Origin of the sequence: Enterobacter sp. RCC_40 (genome assembly GCF_041360735.1) — a bacterium.
In the GTDB taxonomy this organism is placed as follows: Bacteria; Pseudomonadota; Gammaproteobacteria; order Enterobacterales; family Enterobacteriaceae; genus Enterobacter; species Enterobacter ludwigii.
In genome coordinates this window covers 31,193-51,798 of the sequence record NZ_JBFUPR010000001.1, presented here as the reverse complement: position 1 = coordinate 51,798, position 20,606 = coordinate 31,193, and the positions used below count along the sequence as shown (strand labels likewise).

Here is a 20,606-nt window from a genome sequence, read left to right as displayed (position 1 = left end):
CATATCTATGGCAACCATTACCACTCCCCGGCTCCACCTCACGCCCTTCGAACCCACTGACTGGCCTTTTTTCCGTGCCCTGCGCGAGGATCGCGCCATCATGCAGTATATGGCCGCTATCGCCCCGGAAAAAGAGACCCGACGCCTGTTTGCCGCACGTCTGACGGCAGCGCATGTGTTCGTTATCCGCTTACGCGATGAAGAGACCCCACTGGGCGATATCGGCCTGCAAATCAGCGCTGAAAATCGTGAAGAGGCGGATATCGGCTATACGGTCGTGCCTGCCGCGCAAGGCCAGGGCATCGCCAGTGAGGCACTGCGCGCGGTGTGTGACTACGCATTTAACCAGACGGGTGTAAAGGCGATTAACGCATATGTGCTGGCAGACAACGGCGGGTCAGTCCGGGTACTGGAGAAAGCGGGTTTTGTGCGCACGCAGGTGCTGGAAAAAGCGTATGAGATTAACGGTGTGCGGTATGACGACTGGGTGTATCGACTGGAGTGTGGTGCGGTCTGATGCCCACACTCCGGCCCTCTCCCACAGGGAGAGGGGAAAGGCAAAACCTACTTCAAAGACCCCTTCAGGAACTGCTGCAAACGCGGGCTTTGCGGGTTCGCTAACACCTCATCGGGATGCCCCTGCTCTTCGATTTTCCCCTGATGCAGGAAGATGACGTGGTTAGAGACGTTCCGGGCAAAGCCCATCTCGTGCGTCACCACCACCATCGTTTTGCCCTCTTCGGCGAGCTTCTGCATGATGCGCAGCACTTCGCCAACGAGTTCCGGGTCCAGCGCGGAGGTCGGTTCGTCGAACAGCAAGACTTCCGGCTCCATCGCCAGCGCACGGGCTATGGATACGCGCTGCTGCTGCCCGCCGGACAGATGTACCGGATACTTCATCTGCTGGCGCTCATCAATACCCACTTTCGCCAGGTATTTCACCGCACGGTCGCGGGCGTCCTGTTTGCTGAGACCCAGCACCTGGATTGGCGCTTCCATTACGTTCTCCAGTACCGTCATATGGCTCCAGAGATTAAAGTGCTGGAAAACCATCGTCAGGCGCGTACGCAACAGACGTAGCTGATTTTTATCCGCCACCTTCAGCTGGCCGTCTTTGTCACGCACCAGATTGATGTTCTGCCCGCTCACCACAATTGAGCCTTCGCTCGGTTTTTCGAGGAAGTTAATGCAGCGCAGGAAAGTACTTTTACCGGAGCCGGATGAGCCGATAATACTGATGACATCGCCCGCGTTTGCCTGCAGCGACACCCCTTTCAGCACTTCATGTTCGCCGTAGCGTTTGTGCAGATCAATAACGTTTAATTTGTTCTCAGCCATCATCATTCTCAGTGCGTCGAAGAAGGTTTTATATGCTGCAACCAGCGTTTTTCTGCCTTACGGAACAGGCTAATCAGGACGTATGAAATTATCAAATAAAGCACTGCCGCAATACCGAATGCGGTAAACGGCTGATAGGTTGCCGAGTTAATATCCCGGGCAATCTTCAGTAAGTCCGGCACCGTGGCGGTAAAGGCCAGCGCCGTGGAGTGCAGCATCAGAATCACTTCGTTACTGTACGCCGGTAACGCAATACGCAGCGCCGACGGCAGAATGATGCAACGGTAAAGCTTCACGGAGGAGAAGCCGTACGCACGCGCCGCTTCAATCTCACCGTACGGGACAGAGCGAATCGCCCCTGCGAAAATCTCGGTGGTATAGGCGCAGGTATTGAGCGTCAATGCCAGCACCGTACAGTTCAGACCGCTGCGGAAGAACGCATTGAGCATTTCAGTGCCTTTTACGATCTCAAGCGTGTACATCCCCGAATAGAACACCAGCAGCTGCACGTATAGCGGCGTACCGCGAAACACATAGGTAAACAACCAGATTGGGAACTGGATAAATTTATTGTTCGACACACGACCAATGGCAAGAAATACCGCCAGAATGCCGCCCATCACCACGGAGGAGATCAGAAGCCAGAGCGTAATGGCGACGCCGGTGAAGCGATAGCCATCTGTCCACAGCAGCGATTTCCAGTATTCCTGAATAATCTCAATCACAGATCAGCCCTCTTCACACCCACGGAGTAGCGACGTTCGAGCAGAAGCAGCACACCATTGGAGGCGGTCGTAAAGACCAGATAGATTACGCCACATACCACCGCAAAGTAGAACGGTTCCCAGGTGCTTTTGCCGGCAAGCTGGGTCGCTTTCACCACATCTTCCAGGCCAAGCAGAGAGACCAGCGCGGTTGCCTTAAGAATAACCTGCCAGTTGTTACCGATACCTGGAAGCGCATAGCGCATCATGGCCGGGAACATGATTCGACGAAACGTCTGTGAGGAGGTGAAACCGAATGCGGTTGCCGCTTCAATGTGGCCTTTCGGCACAGCCATATACGCGCCGCGGAAGGTTTCGGTGAAGTAGGCCCCGTAGATAAAACCGAGCGTAATAATACCGGCCACCATCGGGTCGATATCGATTTGTCCCATACCCATTGCGTCCGTCACGCTGTTAAGCGCAATCTGCAGACCGTAAAAGATCAGAAGCATCAGCACCAGATCGGGAACACCGCGAATCAGCGTCGTATAGCCTTCAAAAATCAGCGCCAGCGGCTTGTTAGCCGAAAGCTTCGCCCCTGCGCCCGCCAGACCTATCAGCACCGCCAGCACCACGGAGCTGAGAGCCAGCTCAAGGGTGACAAGCGCGCCCTGTAAAATAACGCCAGAAAATCCGTACAGCATACCGCGAGCCCTGTCGTATCGTGAGTGGTGGAACCGTGTCTTTTCCCCTCCCACAGTGGGAGGGGCTGCACGTTATTTGACGGGGCGATTAGCCGCCGTAAACATTAAAATCGAAGTATTTTTTCGCAATTTTCTCGTACGTGCCGTCAGCGCGCATTTCGGCAAACGCTTTGTTCAGCGCTTCACGCAGTTCGTTGTCTTCCTTGCGCAGGCCCATACCGGTGCCTACACCAAACAACTTCACATCCTTGATGGATGGACCGCCAAACTTATAGTCTTTGCCGACCGGCTGCTTCAGGAAGCCTTCGCTCGCCGCGACTTCATCCTGGAATGCCGCGTCAATGCGGCCTGCCGTCAGGTCAGCGTAGATATTTTCCTGTCCCTGATAAGAGACGATTTCAATCCCTTTCGGCGCCCAGTGTTCGTTACCGTAGGTTTCCTGAGTAGTCCCCTGCAGCACGCCCACGCGTTTGCCTTTCAGCGACTCGAGAGTGGGCTGAATGTCGGAAGATTTGGCGACAACCAGACGTGAATCTGCCGCGTAGAGTTTGTCCGTGAAAGCAATCTCCTGCTGGCGTTTTTCAGTGATGGAGAGCGAGGACATAATCACGTCGATTTTTTTCGCTTTCAGCGACGGGATCAGCGCGTCCAGTGGGTTCTCAACGTAGGTACACTGCGCTTTGATGCGTTTGCACAGTTCGTTGGCCAGATCGATGTCAAAACCAACCAATTCACCTTTAGAATTCTTCGATTCGAACGGTGCATAGGTAGGATCGGTACCGATTCGAATTTTCTGCGGAATTGCTGCGAATGCCGCGGTGGCGCTGGAAAAGGCCAGCACCAGAGAAAGTGACAATACTAGTTTTTTCATATCTGTCCTCAACAAACTGTCTACATACGGGATTTTTACGACGACGGGGTGGTGCTAATGTGCCATCAATCCCCTCCGTCAGGCAAAGAATAATGCCTTTGAGCCGGGATTTTTTGCATTATAAATGCGTAAGTATGCACACAGCGATCCAATACAGTGCATTAATTGCACCATATTGAATCATCCCGCCCAACAATGCACCTCAGTAGTGCATTGCCGTCAGGTATTAGTCACCGTAGACGTTGAAGTCGAAGTATTTCTTCGCCAGTTTGTCGTAGGTACCGTCTTTACGCAGCTCAGCAAACGCTTTGTCGAAGGCGGCTTTCAGCTCGGTATCGTCCTTACGCAGGCCGATACCCGTACCGTCACCAAAGTACTTTTTGTCTTTCACGGACGGGCCAGCAAAAGCGTACTCTTTGCCCGCTGGCTGTTTCAGGAAGCCTTCACTCGCGGCGACTTCATCCTGGAATGCCGCATCCAGACGGCCTGCCGCCAGGTCAGAGTAGATCAGATCCTGGTTCTGGTACGCCACCACATCGACGCCCTTCTCACGCCAGTTCGCATTGGCAAACCCTTCCTGCGTTGAGCCCTGAAGCACGCCGACATGCTTGCCTTTCAGCGAGTCGATGGTGGGTTGAATCGGGGAGCCTTTAGCGGCAATCAGACGTGAATCTGCAGCGTAAAGCTTGTCAGAGAAGGCAATCTCCTGCTGACGTTTTTCGGTGATAGAGAGAGAAGAGATAATGGCGTCGATTTTCTTGGCTTTCAGCGACGGGATTAACGCATCAAAGTCGCTGCCCACCCATGTGCATTTCACCGCAATGCGTTTGCACATTTCATTTCCCAGATCGATATCAAACCCAACGAAATCGCCTTTCGCATCCTTGGAAGAGAATGGCGCGTAGGTTGCGTCTGTACCGATACGAACTGTCTGTGGAAGCGCTGCGTAGCTACCTGCTGCCGCACTTAACCCCACCAGCAAAGACAGAGCCAGAACCGTCTTCTTCATACATTTACCCTCAAGTACCGTGATTTTATTATGTATTGTGTTGTGTGTTGTGTTGCAGGCTTCTCTTGCAGGTCTTATGCCACATTGCCGTCTGGTGAAAAGTTCGACGTTAAATATGTTAATAAAACGTTGCGATATTGCCTTAATGGTGAAAGATAGCAGGTCTGCCGAACGAACCGGAAAGAGAAAAAGGGAAAAAGCGAATTAAATGTCGAGGATATGATCGCCGTTGCATAATTGCCCTGAAACAGGGCACGTTATCTTTTCATGCACGCTGTGAGTGCACAGATTCAGGCACCCTGCCAGCGGGTGAAGAGGTCTTCAGGCAGGTCGATATCAAACTGATCGAGAACGCGGTTAACCGTCTGATTAATCACATCATCCAGTGAAACGGGCCGGTGATAGAACGCCGGTACCGGTGGCATGATCACCGCGCCGAGTTCAGCAGCCTGAGTCATTAAACGCAGATGTCCCACGTGCAGCGGCGTTTCCCGCACGCAGAGAACCAGAGGACGACGCTCCTTCAGCACCACGTCCGCGGCGCGGGTCACCAGCGTGTCGGTATAGCTGTTTACAATGCCGGAGAGCGTTTTAATGGAACAAGGCAGGATAACCATGCCCGCCGTTTTAAACGAGCCAGAGGAGATGCTGGCGGCGATATCGCGGGCATCGTGAACCACATCCGCCAGCGCCTGGACATCACGCAGTGAGAGGTCGGTTTCAAGAGAGAGGGTCTGACGTGCCGCCTGGCTCATGACCAGATGCGTTTCCACTTCTGCCACGTCACGCAGCACCTGTAACAGACGTACGCCGTAAATCGCGCCACTGGCACCACTGAGCCCAACAATGAGTCGTTTCATGATTTTCGCCCTAACTGATTTCAGGGCAGACTGTGCAGGATTTTGCGGGGAGTTGCAAGTGAGGGCAAATGCCCTCACTTGCACAGACATCAACCTTCGTTGTGCATCTCTAAACTTTCGAGATCGTTTTGCAGCTGGACGGCCTTCGCATCGTCGTTGCGCAGCGAATCAAGGTAGTCGAGGTACTGCTGGTCAACGTCTTTCGTCACGTAGACGCCATTAAACACGGAGCATTCGAACTGCTGAATATCCGGGTTCTCAGCGCGTACTGCGTCGATAAGATCGTTCAGATCCTGGAAAATCAGGCCGTCGGCACCGATGATCTGACGAATTTCGTCCACTTCACGACCGTGAGCGATCAGCTCGTTGGCGGTTGGCATATCGATGCCGTACACGTTCGGGAAACGAATTTCCGGTGCGGCTGAGGCCAGATACACTTTCTTCGCACCCGCTTCGCGCGCCATCTCAATAATCTGTTCTGAAGTGGTGCCACGAACGATGGAGTCATCCACCAGCAGTACGTTTTTATCGCGGAACTCAGCGCGGTTTGCGTTCAGTTTACGACGCACGGACTTACGGCGCAGCTGCTGACCCGGCATGATAAAGGTACGACCAACGTAGCGGTTTTTCACAAACCCCTGACGGTATGGCTTGTCCAGAATGCGGGCGATTTCCAGAGCGATATCGCAGGACGTTTCCGGAATAGGAATAACGACGTCGATATCCAGATCGTCCCATTCGCGGGCAATCTTCTCGCCAAGTTTTGTCCCCATGTTCACGCGCGCGCTGTAAACGGAAATCTTGTCGATAAACGAGTCCGGACGGGCGAAGTAAACATATTCAAACAGGCACGGATTGCTCACCGGGTTGTCAGCACACTGGCGGGTGAACAGCTGGCCCTTCTCAGTGATATAGACCGCTTCGCCAGGCGCAACATCACGCAGGAACTCGAAGCCCAGGGTATCCAGCGCCACGCTTTCAGAGGCAACCATGTATTCGGTACGACCATCACCGAGATCGCGCTTACCGAGCACCAGCGGGCGGATGCCGTTTGGATCGCGGAAGGCAACCATCCCGTGGCCGATAATCATCGCCACGCAGGCATACGCACCACGGATCTGGCGGTTAGTCGCGGCAACGGCGGCAAAAATGTTGTCTGCTTCCAGCGGGTAGTGACGGAAGTTATCCAGCTCGCTGGCAAAGATATTGAGCAGAATTTCAGAATCAGAGGTGGTGTTAATGTGGCGACGTTTCTCTTCGAACAACTTCTTACGCAGCTCGTGCGCGTTGGTCAGGTTGCCATTGTGGGCAAGCGTGATGCCATACGGTGAGTTGACGTAGAAAGGCTGAGCCTCAGAGGCGCTGGAACTGCCAGCAGTAGGATAACGAACGTGACCGATCCCCATATTACCTTGCAGACGCTGCATATGGCGGGCTTCAAACACATCATTTACCAGACCATTCGCCTTACGTAAACGGAAGCAGTTGTTTGCATCAATGGTGATGATACCCGCAGCATCCTGCCCACGGTGCTGAAGCACCGTTAACGCGTCATAAATCGACTGGTTTACCGGCATGAAACCGGCGATACCGACAATACCGCACATTCGTCTTTTCCTCGTTAAGCCACATCTCAGAGCGCATTACGCTCTGGGCAAGAAACTCGACGAGCTTTGCAGATAGTCAAAGAACCATCTGATGATGAAACTGAACTCTGGAATGAGCTGCGATTTTTGCCAGTCTTCACTTTTGGAGAACCCGGTAAAGGTATCCAGGAAGAATAGGATCGCGGCCACAATCAGCACGCCTCGTAGTGCGCCGAAACAGATCCCGAGTACCCTGTCTGTTCCTGACAGACCGGTTTTCTCGACCAGCTGACCTATCACGTAATTTACGATAGCGCCGACAATCAGCGTCGCGATAAACAGCACCGCGATAGCGATTCCATTTCGGACCAGTTCATCTTCAAAGCCCGTGAACCAGACAGACAGGTAAGTGTAGTAATGACTGGCAACAAAGAAAGCACAACCCCAGGTTACCAGCGATAACGCTTCACGAACAAAGCCACGGATCAGGCTAACCAGACAGGAAAAACCAATCACCGCAATGATGGCGTAATCAATCCAGACCATATGTGTCCCACGATTTAACGCCCTGTCATCCAGTTCGGGGCGAATTCTAACAGAAAAAGAAAACGTTTGCGTAGGGATTTCCTTCCCGCGCGTAAATAAAAAAGGCGCTGAAAAAATGTTCAACGCCGTGGCTTTTTACGTCTCTGTGGACGTCTGCCGTCACTCTTCCCCCCACCCTCTCCTCATAGAAAGGATAAGGGTGAGGGAGGGGTTAGTTCGCGCTGTAGCTCATCACCACACCGCTCAGGCCGGAGATCTGCTTCAGCTCACCCAGCGATCCTTTAAGCTTATCTTTGGACGCTTCTGGCCCCACGAGAATACGGGTAATTTTACCCTGTACCGGCGTGGAAGGTGAAGTGTAAACACGATATCCCGCACTGCGCAGTTTACCCACCACCTCATTGACCTTATCGGCATTTTTCAGCGCACCCAGCTGCACGACGTAGGCTTTGCCCGTCGGAGCGGCTTCCTGCTGAGCCGGTTTCGCCGGAGGCGGTGTCTCTGTCGCTGCGGCAAGCTGTTCGCTCGTTTTATCACGCTGCGGTTTCGGCTGCGTTTTTTCGACCGGCTTCGGTTTCTCAGCCGGTTTAGGCTGCACGACCGGAACCGGTACAGGATCGATATCGTTGGTGTTGCTCGCCGCCAGACGAGACGGATCAAGAGACGGCGCAGCCGCATCGCCCGCGCGAACCTCTTCCGCTGCGCCTTCCGGCGGCTGAGCAGGAAGGGCCTGTGTCGCCGCAGGCAGCATATCCGGCTCGTCGCGATCGCCCGGTTTCGGTACCAGTGGAATGGCTGCAAACTCATCCTGATAGTGCTTTTTCTGCCCGTCGAGCAGGCCCGGAAGAATAATGACTCCCAGCGCCACCAGCACTATTGTTCCTGCTAAACGGTTCTGAAACTTACTCGCCACCGGTTCTCCCCGCGTCCATCACTTCCATGACATGTGCCACCGTGTGGAACGAGCCACACACCAGCACGGTATCTTCTGGTTTAGCATCCGCCATCGCGGCATGCCAGGCCTGAGCCACGCTATTATAGATTGCGCCTTTGCCGAGATGTTCCATCAACTGCTCAGCGGTCGCCCCGCGTGGCCCCTCCAGAGGAGCACAATACCAGCTATCGACCACACTCTCCATGCAGGCCAGCGTACCGCCAATATCTTTATCATGAAGCATACCGATAACCGCCAGCACGCGCCCGGTTTTTGGTAACGATTTGAGACGTCCCGCGAGATACGCCGCGGCATGCGGGTTGTGCGCCACATCGAGGATCAGGCGCGGTGACTCGCTGACAATCTGGAAACGCCCGGGCAGGATCGCCCGCTCAATGCCCTCGCGAATCGCCTGCTCGCTCACCGCCAGACCGCTTGCACGCAATGCCGCCAGCGCGGTTGCCGCGTTAGGCTGCGGCACCTGCGGCAATGGCAGGTTGTCCAGTGCGCCCTGCGCATCGCTAAAGCGCCAGCCGTCTGCCTGAACCTCATACTGCCACTCTACGCCACGGCGCAGCAGACGCGCCCCCGTCTCATTCGCCACCTCTGCAATGGTGTGAGGCATATCCGGCTCGCCGACCACGGCAGGTTTATTCGCCCGGAAAATCCCGGCTTTCTCGCGACCAATGCTTTCGCGATCCGGCCCCAGCCAGTCGGTATGATCCAGCGCAATGCTGGTCACGACGGCCACATCCGCATCCACCATGTTGGTGGCATCAAGACGCCCGCCGAGGCCGACTTCCAGAATCACCACGTCCAGCTGCGCCTGCTTAAACAACCACAGTGCCGACAGAGTGCCGTATTCAAAATAGGTTAATGAAATTTCACCGCGCGCAGCTTCAATTTCCGCGAAAGAGGCGGTATGCGCTGATTCCGGCAGCTCGCGATTTTGCACACGCACCCGCTCGGTATACCGCACGAGGTGTGGAGAGCTGTAAACACCAACCTTATAGCCTGCTGCCATCAGGACAGATTCCAGCGTGCGACACGTCGTGCCTTTACCGTTCGTTCCGGCAACGGTGAACACAAACGGCGCTGGTTTCAGTACGTCGAGACGCGCGGCAACCTGGCTTACGCGCTCAAGCCCCATATCGATGGTTTTACTGTGCAGGTTTTCCAGATAAGAAAGCCACGCGGCCAGGGGCGACGTGGCTTGGGGAATGCTTTTATTTTCCATGATGCCCGGTCATTAACAGTTGAGAAAGCAAAAGGGCAGCGCCATCCGGCCCTGCCCTTTTCAGTTATCAGGCCTCGGGTTCCTGATCCGGTACCACCACGCCTTCGCGCGGCTCATCCGGGTTCGGCGCTGGCAGATTCATCAGCTTCGCCAGGATGCTTGCCAGTTTCAGGCGCATCTCCGGACGGCGGACGATCATGTCGATAGCGCCTTTTTCGATGAGGAACTCACTGCGCTGGAAGCCCGGCGGCAGTTTTTCACGTACGGTCTGTTCGATGACGCGGGGACCCGCAAAACCGATCAGCGCTTTCGGCTCAGCGATGTTCAGATCGCCCAGCATGGCAAAGCTTGCGGAAACGCCACCCATCGTCGGGTCGGTCAGCACGGAGATGTACGGCAAACCGCGCTCCTGCATTTTCGCCAGCGCAGCAGAGGTTTTCGCCATCTGCATCAGCGACATCAGCGCTTCCTGCATACGTGCACCACCGGAGGCGGAGAAGCAGATCAGCGGGCAGTTGTCTTCCAGCGCCTGCTCAACGGCACGCACAAAGCGCGCACCCACGACAGAGCCCATTGAGCCCCCCATAAAGGAGAACTCAAACGCGGCAGCTACCACCGGCATCGTGTGCAGGGTGCCTTTCATGACGATCAGCGCGTCTTTCTCGCCGGTCTCTTTCTGTGCAGAGGCCAGACGGTCTTTGTATTTTTTGGAATCACGGAACTTCAGCACGTCTTTTGGCTCAAGCTCGCTACCCAGTTCTACCAGAGAACCTTCGTCCAGCAGGCTATGCAGGCGATTACGCGCCGTCATACGCATGTGGTGGTCACACTTCGGACACACCTCAAGATTGCGTTCCAGCTCTGCGCGGTACAGAACCTGGCCGCAGCTATCACACTTCGTCCATACCCCTTCAGGAATGCTCGCTTTACGAGTCGGGGTTATGTTGCTTTTAATTCGTTCAATCCAGCTCATTGATAACCTTTCTGCCTGAACCTGGTCGTATGCCAGTTTTGCTATAAGAGGCGAATAATGCCATTTTTGCCTCCAACAGACCATGAATGTTGCACATTAAAACATAACAGCCCGAAACTTTGGATAAAAAAGTGGTCGAACCGCCAGTATGCATTTACTTCGCTTGCTTTGCTGCCGCACGTCGGTGACGAATAATCTCAATAACCCCAGGCAGTACCGAAAGCACAATAATCGCTACAATCAGTAACTTAAGGTTTTCCTGGACCACCGGGAGATCGCCAAACAGGTAGCCGGCATAGGTAAACAGCAACACCCACAGCAGCGCGCCAACAACGTTATATGCCGCAAAGTGACGATAGGACATATGCCCCATTCCCGCCACAAACGGTGCAAATGTACGCACAATAGGCACAAAACGGGCAAGGATAATGGTTTTGCCGCCATGACGTTCATAGAACGCATGGGTTTTGTCGAGATAGCTGCGACGGAAAATTTTCGAGTCCGGATTGCTGAAAAGCCGCTCACCAAACACCCGTCCAATCGTGTAGTTCACCGCATCACCAATAATCGCGGCGATAACCATCAACACAACCATCAGATGCACATTCAAATCGTTAGTCGGTAACGCGGATAACGCGCCGGCCACGAACAGCAGTGAATCCCCCGGCAGGAACGGGGTGACAACCAGACCGGTTTCACAGAACAGAATGAGGAACAGAATAGCGTAAACCCAGACGCCGTACTGCGCGACCAGCTCCGCCAGGTGAACATCAATATGCAGGATGAAATCAATCAAAAAACGTATTACGTCCATTTTGTCTAAGCCTTAATTGCACCTTTGATTAGTCCGCTAAAAACAGCGGGCCCATTGGCGGTTTCGGCAGGTCAAACCGATCCGGATAGTCTACCGAGACCAGATACAGCCCTTCCGCTTTCGCCGTGGCTGCCGCAAGCGTTCTGTCCTTCGCTGCCAGCAGTTCTGCAATCCAGCTCTCCGGCTGGTGTCCGGCGCCCACTTCCATCAGGCTGCCCACAATATTCCGCACCATATGATGTACAAAGGCATTGGCTTTGATATCCACCACCACATACGCGCCATAACGGCTGACGTTTATGTGCATGACATTACGCCACGGCGTACGGGACTGGCACTGCACCGCACGGAACGAGGTAAAGTCATTTTCACCAATCAGACACTGCGCTGCACGATGCATACGTTCAGCATCAAGCGGTTCATAAAAATGCGTCACGCCCTGGCTTAACACCGCCGGACGTAGACGCTGATTGTAGATGACATAGCGGTAACGGCGCGCGGTGGCGCTGAAACGCGCATGAAAATCTTCGGGAACATCTTTAACCCAACGAACCGCAATGTCTCCAGGTAAATTCGCATTCACCCCCAACGTCCATGCGGCGTCCTTTCGCACAGCGGTGGTTTCAAAATGAACCACCTGCCCCGTGCCGTGAACGCCGGCATCCGTACGCCCGGCACAGAAAACGCTTATCGGTTCGTTCGCCACCTGAGAGAGCGCTTTTTCCAGTTTTTCCTGGACGCTGCGCACCTCATTTTGACGCTGCCAGCCATAATACTTACTGCCATCGTACTCAATACCGAGGGCAATTTTATGAACAGGCTTGTGATCCACTTCTGACATCAGTACAGGTACTCCTGCACGAGTTTCTCCGCAATTTTCACCGCCATCAGCGCGCCGCCAAAGCGAACGTTATCGGCAACTGACCAGAACTGGATCTGCTCAGGCATTCCGTAATCGTTACGCACGCAGCCAACAGACAGATGTGCACTACCGGTCGCATCACCAACCTGCGTCGGGAACTCACTCTCTTCGGAGAGGGCGATATCCTCACCGCGACCAAACGCGTCACGCGCTTCTTCTGCGGCGAGCGGGCGCAGCGCTTCAAAACCGACCATCTGTGCGTGGCCGTAGAAGACAGGAGACTGCACGCAGCTGGCAGAGATCATCAGGCCATCATCCTGCAGGATTTTGCGGACTTCATCGACAATACGGCGCTCTTCGCGCACGCTGCCTTCGCGATCCGGCAGCAGTGGCAGCATGTTAAACGCCAGCTGACGACCAAAATAGTCGTCTTCATCAATCGGAACGCCGCTCAGCAATTTCGCGCTCTGCCCGGCCAGCGCGTTAACCGCTTGCTTGCCGTTGGCAGACGCAGACAGCAGGCTGGTGACGAAGATACGCGACAGGCCGCCTTCGTCGATCAGCGGTTTCAGCGCGGTAAGCAGCTGACTGGTCAGGCTGTTCGGTACGGCGATAACGTTGCGGTTACGGTAGTCTGCCAGCACAAACGGGTTCACATCCGGCACCACCAGCGGCACATCCGGCTCAAGCGCGAACAGACCGCTTAAATCAATCACCAGACAACCCGAGTTGGTGGCCTCTTCAATGTAAGACGCCGTAGCCTCAGCACCGGCTGCAAAAAACGCCAGCTGCGCCTGAGTCCAGTCGAACCCGGCCGCATCCTGAACCATGACAGATTTACCGCCAAAACGCAGATGTTCACCCGCGCTATCTGTACGCGCCAGCGCATAGATATCACCCACCGGGAACTGACGCTCAGCAAGGGTTTCGAGCAGGGCTTCACCCACGGCACCCGTGGCACCTAAAATGGCAATGTTCCAGCCTTCAGACATGGTGGTTTACTCCAGAAATAAAAAAGCGTCCCTGTCGGAGTATCCAACAGGGAGCATTAAGAAGACATTAATGTGCCGGGTGATGAACGGCGTTAAAACCCAGTTTATGCAGCTGCGTCGCAGCCGTTGCGTCGTCGCAAATCACATACAGGGAAGACCACTCGCGGCGCTCAACATAGTTCTTGCGCAGCTTATCAAACTCACCCGGAATACCCGCCACTTTACGCAGCAGCGCGTCATCGCGGCGCACATCATACACCAAATGGACCAGTCGTTTCAGCGTTGCCTGATCGAGTGGCCCGTGCAGGGTAATGCGGCCAAATTCAGGCGCAGGCAGTAAGGTATCCAGCGCCACCTGCTGTGGATGGCCGATAAAGGCGCTATAGGCCTCAAAGACCTGCGTCGTGCCGCGGGCTTTTCCTTCAAGGGTATAACCGGCAATATGCGCCGTTGCGACGTCCACCTTGTTAAGCAGCGCAACGTTAAGCTCAGGCTCCGGCTCCCAGACGTCCAGCACCACGCTAAGCGCTTGCCCCTCGTCCAGACATTTCAGCAGCGCAAGGTTATCGACCACCGGGCCCCGGCAGGCATTTATCAGAATAGTGCCAGGCTTCAGACGACGGATCAGGGCTTCGTCAGCTAGGTGCAGCGACTTATAAGGCCCCTCTTTAAACAGTGGCGTATGGAAAGTGATCACATCGCACTGTGCAACCAGTTCATCCAGCGAACGGAAGTCGCCTTCATCACCGTTGTCTTTGCGCGGCGGATCGCACAGCAGGGTACGAATGCCTAACGCCTCAAGACGTTTATGCAGGCGCCCGCCCACGTTGCCCACACCAACAATCCCGACGGTACGGTCCTGCAACGCAAAACCGTCGCGCTCTGCCAGCATCAGCAGGGAGGAGAAGACATATTCCACGACCGCAATGGCGTTGCAGCCCGGCGCGGCTGAAAAACCGATCCCCGCCTGCTTAAGCCATTTATCATCCACATGATCCGTCCCTGCCGTTGCGGTCCCGACAAATTTCACTGCTTTGCCGGAGAGCAACGCCTCATTTACTTTGGTTACCGAGCGCACCATCAGCGCGTCTGCATCATCCAGCTCGTTTACCGGGATCGGCCGACCCGGGACAGCCTTAACGTTGCCGAGGCGGCTAAAGAGCTCGCGGGCATAAGGCATATTTTCATCAACGAGGATTTTCACGTCTGAGTACCTGTTTGAGAGGAAGAAAACCCATCAAGTGTGCCATAATCTGGCCGCCAGGCATATACGTCTGCCAGGTTTACGCTGAGTTTTGACTTTAAGGATTTTTTGACGATGCAGCCCATTTCAGGTACGCCGCCGCGCCCTCCGGGTGAAGGCCCTGTTACGACAAACGTTGCAGGCGAACAACCGCTATCCACACAACAGCGCACCGTGCTGGAGCGACTGATCACGCGCCTGATCGCGCTGACGTCGCAGCAAAACGCGGAAGTCTGGGCTGGGGTAAAGCACGATTTAGGTGTCAGGAACGACGCACCTTTGCAGTCGCGCCATTTCCCTGCTGCCGAGCAAAACCTGAACCAGCGGATTGATACTGCACAGCAGAATCACAGCACACGCCAGATTGTCTCGCAGCTGACCGAGCTGTTGGGCCAGGGAAATAACCGCCAGGCGGTGAGTGATTTTATTCGCCAGCAGTTTGGTCAGACCGCCCTGAGCCAGCTGACCCCGGAACAGCTCAAAACCGTACTGACGCTGCTGCAAACCAATCAGCTGTCAATTCCACAGCCTCAGCAACGCCCTGCGACCGAGCGTCCGCTGCTGCCTGCCGAGCACAATACGCTCAAGCAGATGGTGACCAAGCTGGCCGCCGCCACCGGCGAACCGACGAAGCTTATCTGGCAATCAATGCTGGAACTCTCCGGCGTAAAAGCGGGCGAGCTGATCCCGGCGAAACAGTTTACGCATCTGGTGACCTGGCTACAGGCGCGTCAGACGCTCAGCACCCAGACCGCTCCAACCCTGCACACGGTTCAGGCGGCACTTAAACAGCCGCTGGAGCCGAACGAATTTGACGCCATTCGTGATTACGCCCAGCAAACCTGGCAGGCCACACCGCAAACGGTACTGACCACCGCGCAGGTGCAGGATGTGCTCAATCAGATTTTCGTTCGCCGCGCCGAACGCGAAGGGGGCGTGCCGGAAGCACGAAACATACAGCCAATCTACAATCCGCTGTTTGCGCCAGTGGTGGAAACGTTCAGAACCCTCTCTGCCCGTCCAGGGTTGATGTTTATTGCGTTAATGATTGCACTGGCGATTTTCTGGCTGGTCGCATAACGGTTTCGCCCGGTGGCGCTACGCCTGCCGGGCCGACAGCACACCGGGGAAGGCTTGCCGCCCCGGCACTTAACCTCTAAGACTGACGAAACGCCACCAGCGTCACCACAATGCCCACAACCGCTGCAACCGCGCCCGCCAGGAAAACAGACGAATACCCGAACGATGTCGCTAACAGGCCTGCCAGCGGCCCGGTTACCCCGTATGAGATATCCTGAAACGCCGCATAGCCGCCAAGCGCCGTGCCACGCACCTGCGGGGCGACACGTTTTACCACCTCCACACCCAGCGCCGGGAAAATAAGCGAGCATCCGCAGCCGGTCAACGCCGCGCCTAACAACGCGACGGACGCAACGGGTGCACTCCACAGTAATAGCAAACCCAGGGTTTCAATCACCAGTGACGCCACTGCAACCTTCACGCCGCCAAAACGATCCGGCATCCAGCCGAACAGCACGCGCATTAAGACAAATGCGCCACCAAAGGCGGTCAGCGTAAAACCTGCCATCGCCCAGCCGCGGCTCATAAAGTAGAGCGAGACGAACGTACCGATTACCGCAAAACCGACGCCCTGCAGGGCCAGGCCAAGGCCCGGCTGCCAGATTTGGCCCACCACGCTCCACAAAGACGGGCGCTCCCCTTTATGGGCAGGGACTTTACGTACCGGACCGTTGAATGCCCATGCCAGCAGCGGCAGCATCAGGGTAGTCGCTGCCAGCGCGGCAAAGCCAAAGTGGCTGTGGATAAGCAACCCGAGCGGGGCGCCTGCGGCAAGCGCGCCATAAATGGCCATGCCATTCCAGGACATGACTTTGCCGGAGCGTGCAGGCCCCACCAGTCCCATACCCCATGTCAGCGTACCGGTCAGGAGCTGGCTTTCACCAAAGCCCAGGATTAAACGCCCCACGATCAGCAGCGCAAATTTATACGCAGCGTCAACCGGCAGGAGAGCGGCCAGCAGCCATGCACCTCCCGCCAGACCACAGGCAAACATGCCCTGTAACGCCGAGCGTTTTGCCCCGTGCTGATCCGCCAGACGTCCGGCATAACCGCGGGTTAATACCGTAGCCAGGAACTGAATACCCACAGCGACGCCGACCATGGTGTTGCCATAGCCCAGCTCCTGATGAACAAACAGCGGGATCACCGGCAGCGGCAGGCCGACGGTCATATAGGTCAGGAACACCGCAAACGCGATGCGAAACAGCGAGACGTTCGCTGAAGAGGTTGTTTCTGTTTGAGTGACTGCAGTCATGCTTTACTCCGAAATGAAGAGTAAGGCGGGGAAAAACCACGCCCCCTCTTCCTGATAACCAGGATTTAGGTGCGTTGGTTGACGTTGAACGCTTACGCATTATCGTGAGGATAATGTTGAGGTAGGAAGTTTGCCTGCGAGATCAGCCGCTTGTCAATGCATAAAAAAAGGGAGCCGTCAGGCTCCCCTTTTGAATCAGTCAGAACTTATGCGTTGTACTTACGCATCACCAGCGTGGCGTTAGTACCGCCGAAACCGAAGCTGTTGGACATGACGGTAGTCAGTGTCGCTTCTTTTGGCTGGGTCACGATGTTCAGACCTGCGGCCTGCTCGTCCATCTCGTCAATGTTGATGCTTGGGGCGATAAAGCCATTTTCCAGCATCAGCAGAGAGTAGATCGCTTCCTGAACGCCAGCAGCACCCAGAGAGTGACCGGTCATGGCTTTGGTCGCGGAGATAGCCGGGCTGTTGTCGCCGAACACTTCACGGATCGCACCCAGCTCTTTCACGTCGCCTACCGGAGTAGAGGTACCGTGGGAGTTCAGGTAGTCGATTGGTGTGTCAACGCCGTGCATCGCCATCTTCATGCAGCGCACTGCGCCTTCACCGGATGGAGCCACCATGTCAGCGCCGTCAGACGTTGCACCGTAGCCCACGATCTCAGCGTAGATGTGCGCACCACGCGCCAGCGCGTGCTCCAGCTCTTCAACCACAACCATACCGCCGCCGCCTGCGATAACGAAACCGTCACGGTGCGCATCATAGGTACGGGATGCTTTATCCGGAGTTTCGTTATATTTGGTGGACAGTGCCCCCATTGCGTCGAATTCACAGGCCATTTCCCAGCCCAGTTCTTCGCCGCCGCCAGCAAACACGATATCCTGTTTACCCAGCTGGATCTGCTCAACCGCATTACCGATGCAGTGTGCGGAGGTCGCACAGGCAGAGCTGATGGAGTAGTTAACGCCGTGGATTTTGAACGGGGTCGCCAGGCAAGCGGAAACCGCTGAACCCATAGCTTTAGTCACAACATAAGGACCTACCGCTTTCAGACCACGTGGGCTACGCATTGCGTCGGCACCAAAGACCTGCGCTTTAGATGAGCCACCGGAACCGGCGATCAGACCTACGCGTGGGTTGTTCTGGTAAACTTCCGCGCTCAGACCCGCATCCGCAATCGCTTCCTGCATGGAGAGATAAGCATAAATAGAGGCATCGTTCATGAAACGAACCACTTTACGGTCAATCAAACCGGTGGTGTCCAGTTTGACGTTACCCCATACGTGGCTACGCATACCTGAATCTTTAAACTCTTCAGAGAAAGTGATCCCGGAGCGTCCTTCACGCAGAGATGCCAGGACTTCCTGCTGGTTATTACCGATGCTGGAAACGATGCCCAGGCCAGTAATCACTGCACGTTTCATTCAATACCTCTGTAAGTCGCACTATATTAAGTTTCGAGTCGCACAATAGCGTACACTTGTACGCCGAACAAGTCCGATCAGACATTTTCTGCGGAAATTTGCACCGATGGACGCACATCGTTAAGATCGTGTCACTGCCTGTCAGACGAGTAACTTACGTGAAACAAAACGCTATACAACCCGCCAACCTCGAATTCAACGCTGAGGGTACACCTGTTTCCCGAGATTTTGATGACGTCTACTTTTCTAATGATCACGGACTGGAAGAAACCCGCTATGTTTTCCTCGACGGAAACCAGTTAAACGCCCGTTTCCCCACGCATCCGCGCAGTCTGTTCGTGGTCGCCGAGAGCGGGTTTGGTACCGGTCTGAATTTTCTCACCCTCTGGCAGATGTTCGATCAGTTTCACGCTGCTCACCCTGACGCTACACTGCAAAGATTACATTTCATCAGTTTTGAAAAATTTCCGCTCACCGCGCATGACCTTCGTCTCGCCCATCAGCACTGGCCGGAACTTGCGCCATGGGCGGAGCAGCTTCAGGCGCAGTGGCCGCCGCACCTCGGCGGCTGTCATCGTCTGCTGCTGGACGGCGGACGCGTCACGCTGGATCTGTGGCTCGGCGACATCAATGAACTGACCGATAAGCTTGATGATTCAATGAATCAGAAAGTGGACGCATGGTTCCTTGATGGTTTTGCCCCCGCCAAGAATCCGGACATGTGGAGCCAGCATCTGTTTAACGCAATGGCACGCCTGGCGCGTCCTGGCGCAACGCTCGCGACCTTCACCTCGGCAGGCTTTGTCCGCCGCGGATTGCAGGAGGCCGGCTTTACTATGCAAAAGACCAAAGGTTTTGGTCGCAAGCGCGACATGCTGGTCGGAAGAATGGATCAGACGCTGGAGATCCCCGCTCAGACGCCCTGGTTTTCACGCAGCGCCAGCACATCACGAGAGGTAGCAATTGTCGGCGGCGGGATTGCCAGCGCCCTGCTTTCGCTCGCGCTTTTACACCGTGGCTGGCAGGTAACGCTCTACTGCGCCGACGACGCGCCGGCAAAGGGCGCTTCCGGCAACCGCCAGGGGGCGCTCTACCCACTGTTAAGCGCTCACGATCCGGCGCTGAGCCAGTTTTTCCCGGTAGCCTTTACCTTTGCCCGGCGCCTGTATGATGCCCTGCCTGTGGCGTTTGACCACGACTGGTGTGGCGTTACGCAACTGGGCTGGGATGAGAAGAGCCAGCAAAAAATCGCGCACATGTTGTCGCTGGGTCTGCCACTCGAAATTGCCCGGGCGGTGAATGCGCAGCAGATAACCGAAACCGCGGGCGTCGATACGGGCTGCGACGGTATCCACTATCCGCTCGGTGGCTGGCTGTGTCCGGCAGATCTGACGACGGCAGCCATTGCGCTGGCGCAGTCGCGCGGGTTGACGGTGCACTATTCCCGCCAGGTCGCCTCACTTCACCACACGGAGCACTGGAACCTGCATTTCACCACGGGCGAAGAGGCGCAGCATACCTGCGTAGTGCTGGCCAACGGTCACCCTATCAGCCAGTTCATCCAGACGGAAAAGCTGCCGCTTTACCCTGTCGGCGGCCAGGTCAGCCATATCCCCACCTCGCCAGCGCTGGAAAAACTAAAGCAGGTACTCTGCTACGACGGCTATCTGACGCCACAAAATCCGTCCAACGGCCACCACTGCATTGGTGCCAGCTACCATCGCGGTGAGACCGACATGCGCTACAGCGAAGACGATCAGCAGCAAAATCGCCAGCGCCTGCTCAACTGCTTCCCGCAGGCCGACTGGGCAAAAGAGGTTGATACCAGCGCCGGTGACGCGCGCTGTGGCGTACGATGCGCCACCCGGGACCATCTGCCGATGGCGGGAAATGTGCCTGACTATGAAGCAACGCTTGAGGCCTATCAGGATCTTGCTGAAAACCGTGATACCGCGGTGAGTGCGCCAGTTTATCCGCAGCTGTTTATGCTCGGGGGGCTCGGTTCACGGGGATTGTGCTCAGCGCCGTTGCTGGCCGAAGTGCTGGCGGCACAGATGAGTGATGAGCCCGTTCCGCTGGACAGCGTTACGCTTGCGGGGCTCAATCCCAACCGTTTGTGGGTACGGAAGTTACTGAAAGGAAAAAGGGTGAAGTAACGTGCGGGCCGATGTCCT

20 protein-coding genes are annotated in these 20,606 nt (G+C 55.6%); 3 read left to right on the top strand and 17 right to left on the bottom strand.

Going from position 1 to position 20,606, the window contains the following annotated elements:
* Positions 1 to 7: 7 nt before the first annotated feature.
* On the top strand, positions 8 to 517 hold the full coding sequence (locus tag AB6731_RS00245) for a GNAT family N-acetyltransferase (RefSeq protein ID WP_032678617.1): 510 nt from the start codon (positions 8 to 10) through the stop codon (positions 515 to 517).
* Between the two features lie 47 nt (positions 518 to 564).
* Here AB6731_RS00245 and hisP read toward each other — a convergent pair whose 3' ends face one another.
* The 15 genes from hisP to pdxB form a co-directional block, all read right to left on the bottom strand.
* Positions 565 to 1,338, bottom strand: coding sequence for a histidine ABC transporter ATP-binding protein HisP (gene hisP / locus AB6731_RS00240; protein ID WP_020883129.1), 774 nt, complete (start codon positions 1,336 to 1,338; stop codon positions 565 to 567).
* An 8-nt stretch (positions 1,339 to 1,346) separates the two neighbouring features.
* Positions 1,347 to 2,063 carry an ABC transporter permease gene (locus tag AB6731_RS00235; RefSeq protein ID WP_008502590.1) on the bottom strand — a complete coding sequence of 239 codons (717 nt, stop codon included), beginning with the start codon at positions 2,061 to 2,063 and terminating at the stop codon, positions 1,347 to 1,349.
* Positions 2,060 to 2,746, bottom strand: coding sequence for a histidine ABC transporter permease HisQ (locus AB6731_RS00230; RefSeq protein WP_020883127.1), 687 nt, complete (start codon positions 2,744 to 2,746; stop codon positions 2,060 to 2,062). Before AB6731_RS00230 ends, AB6731_RS00235 begins: the two co-directional genes overlap by 4 nt.
* 88 nt (positions 2,747 to 2,834) lie before the next feature.
* Positions 2,835 to 3,617: a histidine ABC transporter substrate-binding protein HisJ gene (gene hisJ / locus AB6731_RS00225; protein ID WP_020883126.1), complete on the bottom strand. Its 783-nt coding sequence runs from the start codon at positions 3,615 to 3,617 to the stop codon at positions 2,835 to 2,837.
* 226 nt (positions 3,618 to 3,843) lie between these two features.
* The gene (gene argT, locus AB6731_RS00220) at positions 3,844 to 4,626 is read right to left on the bottom strand and encodes a lysine/arginine/ornithine ABC transporter substrate-binding protein ArgT (protein ID WP_014171026.1); all 783 of its coding nucleotides are present in this window, start codon (positions 4,624 to 4,626) and stop codon (positions 3,844 to 3,846) included.
* Positions 4,627 to 4,916: 290 nt separating this feature from the next.
* Positions 4,917 to 5,486 (bottom strand): UbiX family flavin prenyltransferase, encoded by a 570-nt coding sequence (locus tag AB6731_RS00215; RefSeq protein ID WP_025203573.1) that lies wholly within the window; start codon positions 5,484 to 5,486, stop codon positions 4,917 to 4,919.
* Between the two features lie 89 nt (positions 5,487 to 5,575).
* Entirely contained in the window at positions 5,576 to 7,093 is a 1,518-nt protein-coding gene (gene purF / locus AB6731_RS00210; protein ID WP_014171028.1) for an amidophosphoribosyltransferase, read from the bottom strand.
* A gap of 36 nt (positions 7,094 to 7,129) precedes the next feature.
* On the bottom strand, positions 7,130 to 7,618 hold the full coding sequence (gene cvpA, locus AB6731_RS00205; protein WP_000262116.1) for a colicin V production protein: 489 nt from the start codon (positions 7,616 to 7,618) through the stop codon (positions 7,130 to 7,132).
* A gap of 211 nt (positions 7,619 to 7,829) precedes the next feature.
* A complete protein-coding gene (gene dedD / locus AB6731_RS00200) occupies positions 7,830 to 8,531 on the bottom strand; it encodes a cell division protein DedD (protein ID WP_014171030.1) in 702 nt (233 codons plus the stop codon).
* A complete protein-coding gene (folC, locus tag AB6731_RS00195; protein WP_050737141.1) occupies positions 8,521 to 9,789 on the bottom strand; it encodes a bifunctional tetrahydrofolate synthase/dihydrofolate synthase in 1,269 nt (422 codons plus the stop codon). Before folC ends, dedD begins: the two co-directional genes overlap by 11 nt.
* Positions 9,790 to 9,856: 67 nt before the next feature.
* A complete protein-coding gene (accD, locus tag AB6731_RS00190) occupies positions 9,857 to 10,762 on the bottom strand; it encodes an acetyl-CoA carboxylase, carboxyltransferase subunit beta (protein ID WP_020883123.1) in 906 nt (301 codons plus the stop codon).
* Positions 10,763 to 10,916: 154 nt separating this feature from the next.
* Positions 10,917 to 11,576 carry a DedA family protein gene (locus AB6731_RS00185; protein WP_020883122.1) on the bottom strand — a complete coding sequence of 220 codons (660 nt, stop codon included), beginning with the start codon at positions 11,574 to 11,576 and terminating at the stop codon, positions 10,917 to 10,919.
* Positions 11,577 to 11,604: 28 nt separating this feature from the next.
* Positions 11,605 to 12,417 (bottom strand): tRNA pseudouridine(38-40) synthase TruA, encoded by an 813-nt coding sequence (gene truA, locus AB6731_RS00180; protein ID WP_032678619.1) that lies wholly within the window; start codon positions 12,415 to 12,417, stop codon positions 11,605 to 11,607.
* The gene (locus AB6731_RS00175) at positions 12,417 to 13,430 is read right to left on the bottom strand and encodes an aspartate-semialdehyde dehydrogenase (RefSeq protein ID WP_014171035.1); all 1,014 of its coding nucleotides are present in this window, start codon (positions 13,428 to 13,430) and stop codon (positions 12,417 to 12,419) included. The genes truA and AB6731_RS00175 overlap by 1 nt, the downstream gene beginning before the upstream one ends.
* A gap of 67 nt (positions 13,431 to 13,497) precedes the next feature.
* Positions 13,498 to 14,634 (bottom strand): 4-phosphoerythronate dehydrogenase PdxB, encoded by a 1,137-nt coding sequence (gene pdxB, locus AB6731_RS00170; protein ID WP_025203570.1) that lies wholly within the window; start codon positions 14,632 to 14,634, stop codon positions 13,498 to 13,500.
* Between the two features lie 114 nt (positions 14,635 to 14,748).
* Between pdxB and flk the strand changes: the two genes are divergently transcribed.
* Complete coding sequence (gene flk / locus AB6731_RS00165) at positions 14,749 to 15,753, top strand: flagella biosynthesis regulator Flk (protein ID WP_371005729.1); 1,005 nt, start codon at positions 14,749 to 14,751, stop codon at positions 15,751 to 15,753.
* Positions 15,754 to 15,829: 76 nt separating this feature from the next.
* On the opposite strand, the gene AB6731_RS00160 is transcribed toward flk, so the two are convergent.
* Positions 15,830 to 17,008 carry an MFS transporter gene (locus AB6731_RS00160; RefSeq protein ID WP_371005728.1) on the bottom strand — a complete coding sequence of 393 codons (1,179 nt, stop codon included), beginning with the start codon at positions 17,006 to 17,008 and terminating at the stop codon, positions 15,830 to 15,832.
* A gap of 206 nt (positions 17,009 to 17,214) precedes the next feature.
* Positions 17,215 to 18,432 (bottom strand): beta-ketoacyl-ACP synthase I, encoded by a 1,218-nt coding sequence (gene fabB, locus AB6731_RS00155; RefSeq protein ID WP_014171039.1) that lies wholly within the window; start codon positions 18,430 to 18,432, stop codon positions 17,215 to 17,217.
* A 158-nt stretch (positions 18,433 to 18,590) separates the two neighbouring features.
* Between fabB and mnmC the strand changes: the two genes are divergently transcribed.
* The gene (gene mnmC / locus AB6731_RS00150) at positions 18,591 to 20,588 is read left to right on the top strand and encodes a bifunctional tRNA (5-methylaminomethyl-2-thiouridine)(34)-methyltransferase MnmD/FAD-dependent 5-carboxymethylaminomethyl-2-thiouridine(34) oxidoreductase MnmC (RefSeq protein WP_371005727.1); all 1,998 of its coding nucleotides are present in this window, start codon (positions 18,591 to 18,593) and stop codon (positions 20,586 to 20,588) included.
* Positions 20,589 to 20,606: the final 18 nt, after the last annotated feature.